10 protein-coding genes are annotated in these 16,075 nt (G+C 65.2%); 3 read left to right on the top strand and 7 right to left on the bottom strand.

Going from position 1 to position 16,075, the window contains the following annotated elements; all coding sequences use genetic code 11:
- Positions 1-403: 403 nt before the first annotated feature.
- Positions 404-3,388: a TonB-dependent receptor gene (locus RPR59_RS10535; RefSeq protein WP_313913797.1), complete on the top strand. Its 2,985-nt coding sequence runs from the start codon at positions 404-406 to the stop codon at positions 3,386-3,388.
- A 120-nt stretch (positions 3,389-3,508) separates the two neighbouring features.
- The gene (gene galB, locus RPR59_RS10530; RefSeq protein ID WP_313913795.1) at positions 3,509-6,247 is read left to right on the top strand and encodes a beta-galactosidase GalB; all 2,739 of its coding nucleotides are present in this window, start codon (positions 3,509-3,511) and stop codon (positions 6,245-6,247) included.
- A 379-nt stretch (positions 6,248-6,626) separates the two neighbouring features.
- Here the strand turns inward: galB and RPR59_RS10525 are convergent, their stop codons facing one another.
- Both RPR59_RS10525 and RPR59_RS10520 read right to left on the bottom strand, forming a co-directional pair.
- Positions 6,627-6,860, bottom strand: coding sequence for a hypothetical protein (locus RPR59_RS10525; RefSeq protein WP_313913792.1), 234 nt, complete (start codon positions 6,858-6,860; stop codon positions 6,627-6,629).
- Between the two features lie 128 nt (positions 6,861-6,988).
- Positions 6,989-8,404, bottom strand: coding sequence for a M28 family peptidase (locus RPR59_RS10520; RefSeq protein WP_313913790.1), 1,416 nt, complete (start codon positions 8,402-8,404; stop codon positions 6,989-6,991).
- Positions 8,405-8,513: 109 nt separating this feature from the next.
- On the opposite strand from RPR59_RS10520, the gene ettA reads away from it, so the two are divergent.
- Positions 8,514-10,193 (top strand): energy-dependent translational throttle protein EttA, encoded by a 1,680-nt coding sequence (gene ettA / locus RPR59_RS10515; protein ID WP_313913788.1) that lies wholly within the window; start codon positions 8,514-8,516, stop codon positions 10,191-10,193.
- 42 nt (positions 10,194-10,235) lie between these two features.
- On the opposite strand, the gene RPR59_RS10510 is transcribed toward ettA, so the two are convergent.
- The 5 genes from RPR59_RS10510 to RPR59_RS10490 all read right to left on the bottom strand — a co-directional run bounded on the left by RPR59_RS10510 (position 10,236) and on the right by RPR59_RS10490 (position 16,036).
- Positions 10,236-11,717, bottom strand: a complete 1,482-nt coding sequence (locus RPR59_RS10510; RefSeq protein WP_313913786.1) for a M48 family metalloprotease — start codon at positions 11,715-11,717, stop codon at positions 10,236-10,238.
- A gap of 103 nt (positions 11,718-11,820) precedes the next feature.
- Positions 11,821-13,479: a M20/M25/M40 family metallo-hydrolase gene (locus RPR59_RS10505; protein WP_313913784.1), complete on the bottom strand. Its 1,659-nt coding sequence runs from the start codon at positions 13,477-13,479 to the stop codon at positions 11,821-11,823.
- Between the two features lie 25 nt (positions 13,480-13,504).
- The gene (gene putP, locus RPR59_RS10500) at positions 13,505-14,956 is read right to left on the bottom strand and encodes a sodium/proline symporter PutP (RefSeq protein ID WP_313913781.1); all 1,452 of its coding nucleotides are present in this window, start codon (positions 14,954-14,956) and stop codon (positions 13,505-13,507) included.
- Positions 14,957-15,014: 58 nt separating this feature from the next.
- Positions 15,015-15,296: an acylphosphatase gene (locus RPR59_RS10495; protein ID WP_313913779.1), complete on the bottom strand. Its 282-nt coding sequence runs from the start codon at positions 15,294-15,296 to the stop codon at positions 15,015-15,017.
- On the bottom strand, positions 15,296-16,036 hold the full coding sequence (locus RPR59_RS10490; RefSeq protein ID WP_313913777.1) for an NYN domain-containing protein: 741 nt from the start codon (positions 16,034-16,036) through the stop codon (positions 15,296-15,298). The genes RPR59_RS10495 and RPR59_RS10490 overlap by 1 nt, the downstream gene beginning before the upstream one ends.
- Between the last annotated feature and the right edge of the window lie 39 nt (positions 16,037-16,075).

Below are 16,075 nucleotides of genomic sequence, written 5' to 3'. Positions count from 1 at the left end.
CGGCAGCGGGATCGCGACATGATTTCGGGGGCCGGGAGGACAGGGAGGGCCGCTGTCGCCTCTCGGAAGGCGGTCGGCGATTTTCCCGAGTCGGGGAATATATCTGATAGAAAGGGTCGGCTTCGATTGAATCGTCATCCTGGCGCCTGCACGCGGCGCCGGGTTCGTCGGAGCCGGTCCGTTTCATCTGTGCCCCCGCGCGGCGCAAACGCCGAAAGCACCGGTTGCCGCCGCGCAAATGCGGTGGGATAGCCAGCGGGTTCGCAACGACTTCCCGCCGCATTCCAGCGCCGTCCGATCGCAAATATCTTCGCTGGCGGCGCGCACCCCCTTGACGGAGAAACTGATACTGATAGCGATAACATCAGACAAATACGCAAAGTATGTCTGGGAGGATGAGATGATGAAGGGTTCCCACACCGCCGTCCGCACATTGCTGCTTGCTTCGACGATCTATGCAGCGATGGGCGTGGCGCTCGCTCAGACCGCCGTACCCGCCGCGGAGCGCGAGGATACCGGCGAGCAGCGACGCGATCAGGATGCGGAGGCGCCGCCGCCGACCGACGCGGACGCCGCGACAACGACCACCGGCACCGAAATCGTTGTTACCGGTATCCGTGCGTCGCTGGAGAATGCGACGGAGGCGAAGCGCGATTCCATCGGGTTTACCGATTCCATCTTCGCGGAAGATATCGGCAAGCTTCCCGCCACCAACCTGGCGGAAACGCTGAACCGCATCCCCGGCGTGCGCCTGGACCGCGATATGAACGGCGAGGGGGTGAGGGTTTCGATCCGCGGCCTGGGATCGGATTTCACACGCGTGTTGCTGAACGGCGCGCCGATCAACGTCGCGTCCGACGGCGGCACGAACGGCGGGTCGCCCAGCCGTGCGGTGGACCTCGACTTCTTTCCATCCGAGCTGTTCACCCGGATCGACGTGGTCAAGAGCGCGCGGCCCGAATTGCTGGAAGGCGGCATCGCCGGCACCGTCAACCTTCACAATGCGCGCCCGTTCGATAATCCGGGTACGCACCTGACGGTGGTGGCCCAGGGGCAATATACCGATTCCAACGAGAAGATCAGCCCGCGCGGCGCGCTGGTCGCCAGCAAGACATGGGGCGATACCTTCGGCATCCTGGCGGGTATCGCCGGCGTGAAGACGCAGACGCGCATCGACGGCTTTGAATCCATCGCCTGGACCGACGCGAACCTTGCATGCCCGTCGACGCCGGGATGCAATGACGGCCCGAACAACGGCAACGGGTTCAGCTTTGCCACGACGGCGCCGGCGAATGTCGGCAATGGTCTGACGCCGGGCCAGCCGCTGGACCTGAGCGCCACGTCCGGTCTGCCGCTCGATCGATTGACGCTGGCCAAAATTCCCCGGCTGGGTCGCAATTCGCTGACCGACGGCAATCGCGAACGCTATTCCGCGCTGCTGTCGATGGAGTTCCGCCCGACCGAGACGCTGAAATTCGCCGTGGACGGGCTCTATGCCTGGTCGAAGCGTGATTATTACCGGCTGAACATGAACTGGTATGTGCGCAATTCGGGGCCCGGCACGTCGTTCCAGTCCACCGGCGGCATGGTGCCGATCGACCTGACGCTCGACGACAACAATGTCGTGACGTCCGGCACATTCGCCAATTCGTCCTTCTTCCTGGAAAACAACATTTTCGACCAGACGACCAAGTTCTGGAACGTGAACCCGAACCTGAACTGGCAACCCTCGGACATGGTCGAGCTGAACGTGTCGGTGAATTACAGCAAGAGCGACTTCACCCGCGAGCAGCCCAGCCTGCTGTTCCAGACGTCGCCCCAGTCGGGCGTCACCGTTGAATATTCCAACCCGAAAGGCGCCGTCCAGCCGATCATCACCGCCGATCGCGACCTCGGCGACCCCGATCTGGGCTGGCAATGGTATCGTGCCAACGCCTCGCTCGTGAAGCGCGAATACGAAACCAAGGGCGGCCGTTTCGACCTGCGCTGGGGCGACGACACCTTTGCCGTGCAGTCGGGCGCGTCCTACGACAAGGTCGATCGCAGCATCCGCGCCTATGACAACAGCACCGCGTTCCAGAACGCAATCTGCGGCTCGGATTGCGGCGGCACCGGAACGGGCATCATCCCGAACAGCGAGCTGAGCCAATATCTGTCGCGCTGGGGCATCGACAATTTCGGCCATCTTGCCGATGGCGACGTTGGATATACCAGCATCATCCGTCCGGACACGCAGGCCATTTTCGATGCCACGGACTATGCGTCCTACCGCGACAATGCGCCGGAAACGCGCGGCGCCGTGACGGGGGGTTCCACCGGCGACATCAATGAAGAGACCTGGGGCGGCTATTTGCAGTTCACCGGCCGCAAGGAGGTGCTGGGCGGCGATTTCCGCTTTACCGGCGGCGTGCGCTACGTCCACACCGACCAGACCGTCATCGGGCCGAGCCAGGTCGGCGACGCGCTCGTCGATATCACCGCCAATTCCACCTATGACGAGTTCCTTCCGTCGCTGAACCTGTCCTGGTCGCCGATCGAAAACCTCGTGCTGCGTGCGGCCGCGTCGCGCACGATCACGCGGCCGGATGCCAATTTGATCCTTCCGGGGCTGACCTTCTCCGACCCCTCGGCCCAGACGGCGAGTTCCGGCAACCCCGAGCTGCGGCCCTATATTTCGAGCGGCTACGATCTGGGCGGCGAATATTATACCGGCGGCAGCGGCTATGTCGGCTTCGCCTATTTCCGCAAGAAGGTCGACGGCTTCACCGTGACGCAGCAGCAGAATGTCCCGTTCAGCCGGCTCAACATCCCATATGAGACGCTGACCACGACGCAGCAGGCGGCGCTGGCGGACCGGGCGCTGAATACCGGCACCGACATCGCCGATCTGCCCGTCTCCCTCAACCGGCCGATCAACCTGCAGGAACTGACGCTGAGCGGTATCGAGGGAACCTGGGTACAGCCGCTCGATTTCCTGGTCGAGGGCCTCGGCTTTTCCGCCAACGCCACGCACATCACGCAGAAATCGTCGTCCGGTCTGTTCGCGACGGGCATTCCGCCGTGGCAGTACAATCTTCAGGGCTATTATGAAAATCACGGCCTGTCGGTCAGCCTGAACTATGTCTGGACCGACGAGTTCGTGACCATCAACGCGCCGTTCTTCATCGGTTCGTTCGACCAGCGAGCGGATTCGCGCGGGCAGCTCGACCTTTCGGTCAACTACAAGCTGCCCTTCTACGACAAGCTGACGGTGACGCTGGATGCGCTGAACATCACCAACGAGCCGCTGCGCACGACGACGGGCGTCGACGCCAGCTACGACAACGTGCCGTATTCGGTCTATTATCCGGGCCGGCAGATCCTGATCGGCCTGCGCGCGGGATTCTGAATTCGCTCTTCTGGAAGCCGGTCGCCGGCGTGCGGCCGGCTTCCATTCCTGCGCGACACCCCGTTGACCGCCATCCGACCGGACGATCGGGATTCATCCCGTAGCAAGGAGAGCGCCAAGATGTTCGATCCCCGTTCCGCCGACCGCCGCAGCGTGTTGAAAGCATCCGCGGCGATGACGCTGCCATTGTCGGGCACGACCACCGCCGGCGGCGTCTGGGCGACGACCCGCGCCGACGACCGTGCCATCCCGCGCAAGCGCCGCCGTCTCGATGCCGGCTGGCGCTTTCGCCGGGGCGATGCCGGGGAGACCGGTGACGGCCGCTCGCTGATCTACGACGCGCGATCCGAACTTCCGGATACCGAGGATATCGATCTTTCGCTGTCTCCCGTGCGTATCGAGGGCGAGAACCAGTTCCGGCTGAAGCCGTGGATCCTGCCGGCCGCGAACGCCTTTATCGCCGATCCAGCGGCTCGCCACCCCGTGCCGACGCGCCAGCCCGACATCGCGTTGCCATTTGCGCGGTCCGACCATGACGACAGCGGCTGGGATGCGGTGCGGGTTCCGCATGACTGGGCGATCGCCGGCCCGTTCCTCGAAGAGGGCGACGTCGGCGGCATGGGACGCCTGCCGAGCTGGGGCGTGGGCTGGTATCGCCGCCGCCTCGACATTCCGGCGGGCGACGCGGGCAAGTCGGTCTTTCTCGATATCGACGGCGCCATGGCCTATGCCGCCGTCTGGCTGAACGGCGAACTGGTCGGCGGATGGCCCTATGGCTATAATGGCTGGCGGCTGGACCTGACGCCGTATGTGCGGCCGGGCGGCATCAACCAGCTCGCCATTCGGCTCGCCAATCCGCCGGAATCCGCCAGATGGTATCCCGGCGGCGGCTTGTACCGCAACGTCTGGCTCGTGACCGTCGACCCGGTCCATGTGGGGCATTGGGGAACGCAGATCACGACGACGGATGTCTCCGATCGCCGTGCGACCGTCGATTGCACGGTCACGATCGACAATGACGGCGAGGAGGCGGCGGACGCGGCGGTGGCGACCGAGATATTCGCGCTTTCCCGCGCCGGAGCGCGCGCGGGCAATGCAGTAGCCCGCTTCGCGCCACAGCGGATACGCATCGCGCCGCGATCGAGCCGAACAATCCAAGGCCGCACGACATTGTCCGAACCCCGTTTATGGGGGCCGCGGCCCGAACAGACGCCCAACCGCTATGTCGCGGTGACGACGGTTTCGCGCGGCGACGGAGCGGGCGGAATCGTCGACCGCTACGAAACGCCCTTCGGCATTCGCGGCATCCGCTGCGAAGGCGATAGCGGCCTGTCGGTCAACGGACAGCATATTCCCATCCGGGGAACGAACAACCATCACGACCTCGGCCCCATCGGCGCGGCGTTCAACCTCGACGCGGCGCGGCGACAGCTCGAAACGTTGCAGGAAATGGGCTGCAACGCCTTGCGGATGAGCCATAATCCGCCGGCGCCCGAATTGCTCGACCTTGCCGACGAAATGGGTTTCCTCGTTCTGGACGAGGTATTCGACGTCTGGCGCGACAAGAAGACGCCGCTCGATTTTCACCTGATCTTCGACGACTGGCACGAGGCCGATCTGCGCGCGATGATCCGCCGCGATCGCAATCATCCTTCCGTGTTCATGTGGAGCGTCGGCAACGAGGTCGGCGAGCAGCATGATGGCGAGGCGGGCGCGCAGATCGCGCGCAGGCTCGTTTCCATCGCGCGGGAGGAGGACGCCACCCGCCCGATCACCTCTGCCATGAACTGGGCGAAACCCGACATGGCCCTGCCGCCGGTGTTCGACGCGATCGGCCTCAACTATCAGGGGATCGGCGTGCGCACGATCCCGGGTCAGTTCGCGCCGTTTCACGAGAAATTCCCGGACAAGATGATCGTCAGCACGGAATCCGCCGCCGCGCTGAGCAGTCGCGGCCAGTATCAGTTTCCGGTGCCGGGAACCGTCAGCGCCGCCGTGCGCCCCGGCGTCGGCGGCAATCCCGACACACACCAGGTCAGCGCCTACGAACTGTTCGCGGCGGATTTCGGGTCGTCCGCCGACAAGGCGTTCTCGCAAGCAGACCAGCATCCCTTCGTCGCCGGCGAATTCGTCTGGACGGGATGGGATTATCTGGGCGAGCCGACACCCTATTATTCCTCACGCAGTTCCTATTTCGGCATCATCGACCTGGCCGGCTTTTCCAAGGACCGGTTCTACCTGTACCAGTCGCGCTGGCGGCCCGATCTGCCCTTCGTTCACATCCTGCCGCACTGGAGCTGGCCGGGCCGCGAGGGCGAGGTGACGCCGGTACACGCATTCTCCTCCGCCGACGAAGCCGAATTGTTCGTCAACGGCGTGTCGCAGGGGCGGCAGGAGCGGGCGCCGTACCAATATCGTTTCCGCTGGGATCATGTTGAATACAAGCCGGGAACGGTGAAGGTCGTAACCTATAAGGACGGCCGGCCCTGGGCCACCGGCAGTATCACCACCGCCGGCGAGCCCGCGCGGATCGAGGCGCGGGTGAATCGCAAGCTGATGGGGAATGGCGCCGACGATCTGGCCTTCGTCGAGGCCGTCATCCTGGACGATAGCGGCAACAGGGTTCCCGCGGCTTCCAACCTGCTCGATTTCGCGGTCGGGGGCGCGGGCGAACTGGTGGCCACGGCCAATGGCGACCCGACGGACTTCACGCCGTTTCCCGCGCCGCAGCGCCGTGCATTTGCCGGTCGGGCGTTGGGCGTGGTCCGCGCGGTGCCCGGCGCGGCCGGCGCGATACGGGTCGACGTCGCCGCCGACGGCTTGCGCGGCGGTCGAGTTTCGCTGCTGGCGCGGGGGTAGGCGCAATCCGCCGCTGACGGCCGGTAGGCGTAACCAGAGGCGAATGCTGTCAGCCTTGAACGCGATCGGCCCGACTTTCGAACGTTCGGGACCGGTATCCTGTGTCCCCGCCACTCCCGGACCGGGTTCCCGCCTTTGCGGGAGCAGAAGGACGGTGACGCTGGAACCAACCGCTTTCAGAGCCGGCCGGAGGGTCCGGCGCGGCGTTCAAAGGTGGTCGAACTGACCTCTCGCTCTTGCCGAGAAAGGCCGCAGCCGCTGTTGCCTGTCACCGCCGGTCACGGGCTTTCGGACAATGAAAAAGGGGCGCCCCGGCGGGGCGCCCCTTATCGCAATCAACGTAACCGCATCGCCCATGGCGACGCGGGAAGCGGAATGATTACATGCCTTCGAGGTTGTCGGCAGCCGCCTCGGCATTGACTTCGGCGTTCTCGAGCATTTCCTCGTTGCTCTCCATGGTGGCGTTTTCGGCCATCATGTCGTAATTTTCGGCCTGCATTTCGTAGTTCGCGGCCATGTTCTCCATCGCGGCGTTGTCGGCCGACTCCGGCTGGCTGCAGGCGGCCAAAGACATCAGGCCGGCGGCAGCAGCGACAAAAACGATCTTCTTCATTTCGTGCTCCCAAATAATCCATTTCGCATCCGGCCCGAACGCCGTCGCGAAGGGCCTCCAATAGCGTGCGCAGCCATGTCGTCAATGGAAATTCATCTTGGGGCAAGCTCGCAACGTCCATGTTTACCCTATTTATCCCGCGATACGCCGCCGATCGGTTCCGGTGCATTGGCGATGACGGCCAGCATGGCGGTCCAGGCAGCGACGTTCTGTTGCAACTGTTCGGGATCGACGCGGTCCAGCACGTCCTCGGGCGTGTGGTGCCAATCGAAATAGCGCAGGCCCGACTGGTTGAGATCGACCGCGGCGACACCGCCCCGCAGAATGGGGCCGATATCGGCGCCGTCGCCCGCCACGCCGTCGCCGCGAACGATGCCGAGCGGTGCAAGCGCGCGCGCCAGGCGGTCGCCGACCGCCTTCGCGCCGTCGGGCAGGTTGGTCTGCACGCGCCAGATCCGGTCGGCGCCGAAATCCGATTCGGCCGCGACGACATGGCGGTCGTCGCCATGCGCGCGGGCATAGGCTTCCCCGCCGAAGCCGCCGACCTCCTCCGCGCCGAACCACACGACGCGGATCGTGCGCCGCGCGCCGCCGGCGTCGAGGATGCGCTTTGCCGCCGCGGTGGTGATCGCCAGGCCGGAGGCATCGTCGATCGCGCCCGTACCCAGGTCCCAGCTATCGAGATGGCCGCCGATCAGGACGATCCCCGCGTCAGGGTCGGTGCCCGGCACTTCGGCGATGACATTTCCCGATTCGTGCATGCCGGTGCGCCGCGGTGTGAGCGTCAGGTGTAGCATGACCGGATCGTCCGCGCTTTCGACCATGCGAGCCAGATTTTCCGCATCCGCCACCGACAATGCGGCCGCGGGGATGGGTTCCACGCCCTCGTCGAAGTTGGTGACGCCGGCATGCGGCGCACGGCTGTGATCCGTGCCGATCGAGCGGATGACGATGGCGGCCGCTCCCTTTTTCGCCGCCAGATTCGGCCCGGCAAAGCGGGCCATGCCGTACTGGCCGTATCCGCTGCCGTCCTGGGTCGGCCGCATCGCGTTGGAGACGAAGGCGATCTTGCCCGTCAGGCTGCCTTGCGGCGCGGCGACGAGATCCGCGAAACTTCTGAAATAGACGACCGGCGCCGTCAGGCCGGCGGCCGGCGTCGCACCGGAATTGCCGAGCGCGGTGAGGCGGAGCGGCTGCATATAGGGCGCGACCACCTCCCCCGTTTCCGCACCGCGGACCCAGACCGGCATCCGATAGGTCTCGATATGGACGTTCTCGAAGCCGAGGGCCTTCAGCCGCTTCACCGCCCATTCGCGGGCGCGCGCCTCCGCCGCCGTGCCGGCGAGGCGGGGACCGATTTCCGTCGTCAGCCCCCTGGTGATGTCATAAGCGAGCGTGTCGTCGAGTGCCGCATCGCGCAACTGCGCGACCTTCGGATCGATCGTCGCCGTCAATGCGGGCGGAAGCCGGTCCTGCGCCTGCGCGGCGGCGGCGGGGAGGGCGAGGGCGGCGGCAGCGGCCGCGAGCAGGTGGCGCTTTGTCATGGGCGGCGAGGCTATACAGTCCGGAGCGGGTTTGCCAATGCGCGCGTGGATCGCTACATCGCGCGCGAATTCCTTAAACCAGCTTTTCTTCCTGACGGAGCAATCACCCGTGTCAGCGCAATACGCCTTCGTGATGAAGGACATGACCAAGAGCTTTCCCGGCGCGCAGAAGCCGGTGCTCTCCAACATCAATCTGCAATTCTATCAGGGCGCGAAGATCGGCATCGTCGGCCCCAACGGCGTCGGCAAGTCGACCCTGATGAAGATCATGGCCGGCATCGACACCGAATATTCGGGCGAGGCCTGGCCGGGGGAGAACATCACCGTCGGCTATCTGCCGCAGGAGCCGCAGCTCGACCCCCAAAAGACGGTGCTGGAAAATGTCCGCGACGGTGCGCGCGAGGTCGCCGACATGGTCGACCGGTTCAATGCCATCTCCGCGGAAATGGGCGATCCCAAGGACGATACCGATTTCGACGCGTTGATGGAGGAGATGGGCGTCCTTCAGGAAAAGATCGACGCGGTCGACGGCTGGACGCTCGACAACCAGCTCGAAATCGCCATGGAGGCGCTGCGCTGCCCGCCGGGCGACTGGGGCGTGGAAAACCTGTCGGGCGGTGAGAAGCGCCGCGTGGCGCTGACCCGACTGCTGATCCAGAAGCCGTCGATCCTGCTGCTCGACGAGCCGACCAACCATCTGGATGCCGAAAGCGTCAACTGGCTGGAAAACCACCTGAAGGAATATGCCGGCGCGGTGCTGATGATCACCCACGACCGCTATTTCCTCGACAATGTGGTGGACTGGATCCTCGAACTCGATCGCGGGAAATACTTCCCGTACGAGGGCAATTATTCCACCTATCTGGAAAAGAAGGCCAAGCGGCTCGAACAGGAATCGCGCGAGGAATCGGGTCGCCAGAAGGCGATTCGCGACGAGCTTGACTGGATCCGGCAGGGCACCAGGGGGCGCCAGACCAAATCGAAGGCGCGTATCGCCAAGTTCGACCAGCTCGTCGAGGCGCAGCAGAACCGCGCGCCCGGCAAGGCGCAGATCGTCATCCAGGTGCCCGAGCGCCTGGGCAACAAGGTGATCGAGGCGAACAATATCTCCAAAGCCTATGGCGACAAGCTGTTGTTCGAGAACCTGTCGTTCAGTCTGCCGCCGGGCGGCATCGTCGGCGTGATCGGGCCGAACGGCGCGGGCAAGTCGACGCTGTTCCGCATCATCACCGGGCAGGAACAGCCCGATAGCGGCGAGATCGACATCGGCCCGACCGTGCACCTCGGCTATGTCGACCAGAGCCGCGATCATCTCGATTCGAAGAAGAATGTCTGGGAAGAGATTTCCGACGGGCTCGATTACGTGAAGGTCAACGGCCACGACATGTCGACGCGCGCTTATGTCGGCGCGTTCAACTTCAAGGGGCAGGACCAGCAGAAGAATGTCGGCAAGCTATCGGGCGGCGAACGCAACCGCGTTCACATCGCCAAGATGCTGAAGGAGGGCGGCAACGTCCTGCTGCTCGACGAACCGACCAACGACCTCGATGTCGAGACGCTGGGCGCGCTGGAAGAGGCGGTGGAGAATTTCGCCGGCTGTGCCGTGGTCATCAGCCATGACCGTTTCTTCCTCGACCGGCTGGCGACGCACATCCTCGCCTTCGAGGGCGACAGTCATGTCGAGTGGTTCGAGGGCAACTTCCAGGCCTATGAGGAAGACAAGCGCCGCCGCATGGGCGACGCCGCCGACCGGCCGACGCGGCTCGCCTACAAGAAGCTGACGCGCTGATCGCGGGAGGGGCGGCGGCCGGAGTCGTCGCCCCCGCTCGTGTCACTCGGTGACGATCTTCACCTTCTGACCGCTTTTCAGCGTCACGCCCTCGGGAAAGCCGTTGAGGACGAGGAAGCGCTGCTGCTGATAGTCGTCGAACGCCATGCGGCCGGCAAGCGACGAGACCGTCTGTCCTGATCCGACGGTGACGATATCGACCCGTTTGGCATCGATGGCGGCGGCTTCCTGCTGCGAGAGCTTGCGGAAGGATTCGACCAGGCTCGTCGCCTGGCCGAGGCCCTGGCCGGCCGGCGTCAGCACCACGAAATGATAGGCCCGGTTCGGTGATGTCTCATAGGCGAAGACGGTGACGTCGACCTGACCCTGCTGCGTATTGGCGCGGACCTGCGTATAAGCGGCGGGAATGCCGTTGACGGTCGTGCGCCGGACCTGACCGGACGGAACCGAAGCCCCGGTGCCGAGCCCCTGCAGCACCTTGCCGATATAGGTGTCGAGGCTGCCCGAATAGGAACCGGTGCCGAACAGCGCCTGGATGTTCGGGCCGGTGATCGTGACCGCCTGCGCGCCGTTGTTCATCGTGAAGCCCTGCGGCACGGTGAAGGCGATGCCCAGTTTCGGGTGCAGGAAGTCGCGCCCGCGGATCACGCCCTGCGCGGGGTTGTCGCCGTACAGGATACCGTCGATCGCGGCGAGATACGGGGCCGGGTTGCGGGCCAGCTCGGTTCCGCCGGCCTGCCGCGCTTCGGTGATTGCCGCGCGGATGCGGTCGCTTGAATTGGGGTGGGTGCTCGCCCATTCCGGCACCGAGCGCGTTTCGCCCGAAATCCGCTGATCGAGGGCCTGCTGGTCGGCAAGGCTCGTCAGCATGGAGGCGAGGGCGTCGGTGTCGTAGCCGGCGCTCTTCAGATACTGGACGGCCAGACGGTCGGCCTGGCTTTCCTGGCTGCGGGAATAGCCCAGCGTCGCGAGCTGCGCGCCGGTGCCGGCGATCTGGCTGCCGATCTGGCCCAGGGCGGAATTGCCGAGCACGGCGCCCGCGAGGACCTGACCGAGCGCGCCGAGGACGCTGTTGGTCTGCGTCGCCTGTTGGCGTTTCTGGCTGTGACGCGCGGCGACATGGGCGACTTCGTGGCCGAGCACGGCGGCGAGTTCGGCCTCGTCATTCATCAGCGCCATCAGGCCGCGCGTGACGTAGACATAGCCGCCGGGCGTGGCGAAGGCGTTGTTGACGGGGCTGTCGAGCACGGTGACGGTGAAGGTGTCCGGGTCGGCGGAGAGCCCGGACTGGACGGCGATACGTTGCCCGACGCGCTCGGCGATCGCCTGCGCCTGCGCGTTCTCGTACACGCCGCCATATTCGGCGATGATGTCGTCGCGGGCCTGTGTGCCCTGCTGACGCTCCGCCTGGGAAATGGGCGCTGCCTGACCGGGGACGACGGGCGTGGTGCCGCCCAGTCCCGCGGTGCAGCCGGCCAGCGCGGCCGGCGCGGCGCACAGCATCAATGTCCGTGGAATACGCATCGCTATCCTCCCTGCCTGTTAGAGGGAGGAAAGCGGCGACCCCCGATTTCGTTCCGTACCTGTGACGATCCGCACCCGGTGTCGCGCAGTCGGGCGCGTCCGATCAATGCCGGCGTGCGTCGGCACTTTCCCGGCGAACCTCGGCGAAGGCGAAATCGGGCCGCCATTCGGGCCACGCGCGCGAATTGGCGAGCCGGTGACCGACCTTGTAGAACGCTTCCACATCCTCCGCCGCGCCCTTCAGGTTCCAGTCGGCGCTCCAGCTATCGCAGGTCTGGTGATAGCATTCCATATAGGCGTCCAGCCACGTCTGGCCGGCGGCCAGGCCGCCCTGTTCCAGGTCCGGTGGTCCGCCCAGCGCCATCATCAGCAAGGACGGCACGCCGCGCCGTGCGACGGAAAAATGGTCGGCGCGGAAGAACAGCCCGCGTTCGGAAAAGGTTTCCGGAACGATCTTGCGGCCCTGCGCGGCGGCAACGGGGGCGAGCACGTCGTCCAGCGTGGAATTGCCCTTGCCGATGAGCACCAGATTCCTGGCCGGGCCGGCCGTCTGAAGGATGTCGAAGGTCAGGTCCGCGACCGTCGTCTCCAGCGGATAGACGGGATGGACGGCATAATATTCCGAGCCGAGCAGCCCACGCTCCTCGCCCGTCCACAACGCGAATACGACCGACCGTTCCGGTCGCGCCGCCTGTTTGAACATGCGTGCGGTTTCGAGCACCGCCGCCACGCCCAGGGCATCGTCATTGGCGCCGGGGCGGATGGCGCGACCCTGCGCATCGGGCTTGCCCTTGCCGTACGCATCCCAATGCGCGCCGTACATCACGGTCTCATCCGGATGGGTCGTGCCTGCGATCCGGCCCAGCACGTTGCGGCTGCGGATATGCTGCGTGGTGACGGGCAGATCGGCGTCCAGCGACACGCCGGTCAGCGTCACCGGCGAAAAATCGGCCGAGCGGGCCTTCTTGCGCAGGGCCGCGAGATCGAGGCCGGCGGCGGCGAACATCTGCTGCGCCGTGTCGCCGCGGACCCAGCCCTGAAGCGGCAGAACGTTCTCGTCCGGGCCGCGGACGATGTCGTAATTCTCGCCATTGGAGGCGGACACCGTGCTCCAGCCATAGCCGGCCGCATCCGTATCATGGATGATGAGCGCCGCGGCGGCCCCGCGCTCGGCCGCCTGGTCGAACTTGTAGGTCCAGCGGCCATAATAGGTCATGCGGCGATCACCGAACCTGCCCGCCGCGTCGTCGCCGGCTTTCGCCGCGAAATCGGGATCGTTGACCAGGAAGACGGCGATCTTGCCGTGCAGGTCGACGCCCTTGTAATCGTCCCAGCCCGCTTCCGGCGCGTCGGTGCCGTAGCCGACGAAGACCAGCGGCGCGTCCTCGAGCGTGACGCGATCGGTGTCCTTCACCGTCGTCAGGTTGATATTGTCGCCCTGCCTGAGCGCAACGTCCCCGGCACCGCGCAGTTTGAGCTTGCCTGCGGGATCGACCTGGGTGTGGACCATCGGCACGACCTGGGTCCATTTGCCGTCCTCGCCGCCCGGCTGCAGCCCGAGCGCTTTCAGCCGCTTCACGAGATAGTCGACCGTGCGGGCTTCGCCGGGAGTGCCCGGACCGCGCCCCTCGAAGGGGTCGGACGCCAGCGTCCTGACCGTCGCCGACAGATTGTCGGCCTTTGCCGCCGATGGCGACGCCGTCTGCGCCGAAGCGGGAAGGGCGATGGCGGTCGCCAAGAGGGCCAGAGCCGGAGTGCGCATGGGAACCTCCTTGGCGACCGGCCGATTATTCGGCCGCGGTGATAGGCTGCGCCGTTTCGGCGTTCTTGCCGCTTTCGGCGAGGCTGATGATCCAGATCGCCAGCCATGCCAGGATGAAGCCCGGCACGATCTCGTAGAGCCAGTCGCTCCAGCCGAGCGCGATCCACACGCCGACGGTCAGCGCGCCGATCACCATGCCGGCGAGCGCGCCGTTGCGCGTCGTCTTTTCCCAGACGAGGCTGAGGATCACCAGCGGGCCGAAGGCGGCGCCGAAGCCGGCCCAGGCGTGGCTGACGATGTTGAGCACCGACGCGCCCGGGTTCCAGGCGATCACCATTGCGACGACCGCCACCAGCAGCACCGAGAACCGGCCGGCGAACACCAGTTCGCGCTGGCTCGCCTCGCGGCGGAAGAAGCGCCGGTAATAATCCTCGACCAGCGAGCTGGACGACACCAGCAACTGCGAGCTGATCGTCGACATCACCGCGGCCAGGATCGCGGCGAACAGGAAGCCGGAGATCCACGGATTGAACAGCACGTCGGAAAGGATGATGAAGATCTTTTCCGGATCGTCGACGACGACGTTGTTCTCGGTCGCATAGGCAAGGCCGGCAAGCCCGGTGGACAGCGACCCGATCAGCGTCACGAACATCCATCCCATGCCGATGTTGCGCGAGGTCGGAACCTCGTCGCGCGACCGGATCGCCATGAACCGGACGATGATGTGCGGCTGACCGAAATATCCCAGGCCCCAGGCGAGCGAGGAGACAAGGCCCAGCGTTCCCATGCCCGCCCACAAATCCATGTGGCTGGGGTCGACCGCGCGGATGACGTCGCCCGCATGGTTCCAGCCGCCGGCGCCGCTCAGCGCGACGATCGGGATCAGGATCATCGCGACGAACATGATGCAGCCCTGGACGAAGTCGGTCAGGCTGACTGCCAGAAATCCGCCGAACAGCGTATAGGCGATAACGACGCCGCCGGTGAGCAGCAGGCCCAGCGTATAGCTTTCGCCGAACGCCGTATCGAACAGCTTGCCGCCCGCGACGAGGCCCGACGCGGTATAAAGGGTGAAGAAAATGACGATCACCGCGGAGGAGACGACCTGGAGCGCATCGCCGCGCGGGAAGCGCTTGCCGAAATAATCGGGAATGGTGAGCGCATCGCCCACCTCGACCGTGCGGTCGCGCAGGCGGGGAGCGACGACCAACCAGTTGGTCAGCGCACCGAGGAACAGACCGATGCCGATCCAGGCGGCGGACAGGCCGGTGGCGAACATCGCGCCGGGAAGCCCGAGCATCAGCCAGCCCGACATGTCGGCGGCACCGGCGCTGAGCGCGGTCACGCCGGGGCCGAGCGAACGGCCGCCGAGGACATATCCATCAATGTCGCTCGTCGATTTGCGCCAGGCATAGAAGCCTATGCCCAGCATCGCGATGAAATAGATAGCGAGGCTTACAATGGTTCCGATTTGCATATGCGCTCACCTAACAAAGAGAATCGGTTAGGCCAACCCTTGTGACCCAAGTTCCCGATCATGCGGTTGGTGCCTGTGCAAATCCCGGCGCCTCGAAAGGTTCTATTTCTTCCATATCGACGGAGTCTACGCGAGCGTTTTCTGGACCGGTTCGGCACCGCTCCGCCAATTCGGAAATCTTTTCCTGTGAGCCATTTGCGACGATTTCGACCGTGCCGTCGCGGCGATTGCGAACCCAGCCGCGAATACCGAGCGCGCGGGCCGTTTCGACCGTCCAGGCGCGAAAAAATACGCCCTGAACGCGTCCCGAAACAATCAGGCGCCGCGCGACTTCCTCCATCAGCGCAACCGTTTCACGAAAAGCTCGCCACCCGCCCGGCGTTCGGTCTGGAAATTGGGAACGGCTTCGAACAGATCGGACAAGCGGGCATAGCCGAAATTGCGCGTATCGAAGCTCGAGCGGTTGCCGGCACGCTTTCCGACCTCTGAAAGGCTGGCGAAGCCCCGGTCGTCGCGCTTGGCGGCATTGTACGCATCGATCAGCAGGCGCAGCAGTTCGTCATCCACGCCGCCGTCGCCGCCCTCGCCGCCGCGCGCGGCAGCGGGCGGAGCGGTTGCAGCTTCCGCTTCATGCGCCTTGATGAGGGCGGATACCTCGATGAATCGCGTGCAGGCTTCGCGGAACCCTTCCGGCGTGCGTTCGGTGCCGAAACCATAGACGTCCAGCCCCTCCTGCCGGATGCGCATGGCGAGCGGCATGAAATCGCTGTCGGACGAGAGGATGCCGAACCCGGTGACGCGGCCGCGAAACAGCAGATCCATCGCATCGATGGTCATGCGCATGTCGGTGGCGTTCTTGCCCTTGGTGATGTCGAACTGCTGGAACGGCTCGATACCGTGCTTCAGTGTCAGGTCCGCCCAGCTTTTCAGCGCCGGCTTGCGCCAGTTTCCGTAAATCCGCCGGATATTGACCGTGCCGAGTTCGGCAAGCACGGTCAGCACCGGGTCGATCGAGGCGGGGGATGCGTTGTCGGCGTCGATCAGAAGCGCGACATTGCCGCTGGGTGAAACATCGGTCATGCGCGCCTTTCAACCACGCATCCTCGCGCGTCGCAAGCG

It is taken from the genome of Stakelama saccharophila (assembly GCF_032229225.1).
Classification (GTDB): Bacteria; Pseudomonadota; Alphaproteobacteria; order Sphingomonadales; family Sphingomonadaceae; genus Sphingomonas; species Sphingomonas saccharophila.
This window is presented reverse-complemented; position numbering and strand designations above follow the sequence as displayed.

Coding starts and splice junctions, on each gene's coding strand:
- RPR59_RS10535 (WP_313913797.1), top strand. CDS start 404: ATGAAGGGTTCCCACACCGCCGTCCGCACATTGCTGCTTGCTTCGACG.
- galB (WP_313913795.1), top strand. CDS start 3,509: ATGTTCGATCCCCGTTCCGCCGACCGCCGCAGCGTGTTGAAAGCATCC.
- RPR59_RS10525 (WP_313913792.1), bottom strand. CDS start 6,860: ATGAAGAAGATCGTTTTTGTCGCTGCTGCCGCCGGCCTGATGTCTTTG.
- RPR59_RS10520 (WP_313913790.1), bottom strand. CDS start 8,404: ATGACAAAGCGCCACCTGCTCGCGGCCGCTGCCGCCGCCCTCGCCCTC.
- RPR59_RS10510 (WP_313913786.1), bottom strand. CDS start 11,717: ATGCGTATTCCACGGACATTGATGCTGTGCGCCGCGCCGGCCGCGCTG.
- RPR59_RS10505 (WP_313913784.1), bottom strand. CDS start 13,479: ATGCGCACTCCGGCTCTGGCCCTCTTGGCGACCGCCATCGCCCTTCCC.
- putP (WP_313913781.1), bottom strand. CDS start 14,956: ATGCAAATCGGAACCATTGTAAGCCTCGCTATCTATTTCATCGCGATG.
- RPR59_RS10495 (WP_313913779.1), bottom strand. CDS start 15,296: ATGGAGGAAGTCGCGCGGCGCCTGATTGTTTCGGGACGCGTTCAGGGC.
- RPR59_RS10490 (WP_313913777.1), bottom strand. CDS start 16,036: ATGACCGATGTTTCACCCAGCGGCAATGTCGCGCTTCTGATCGACGCC.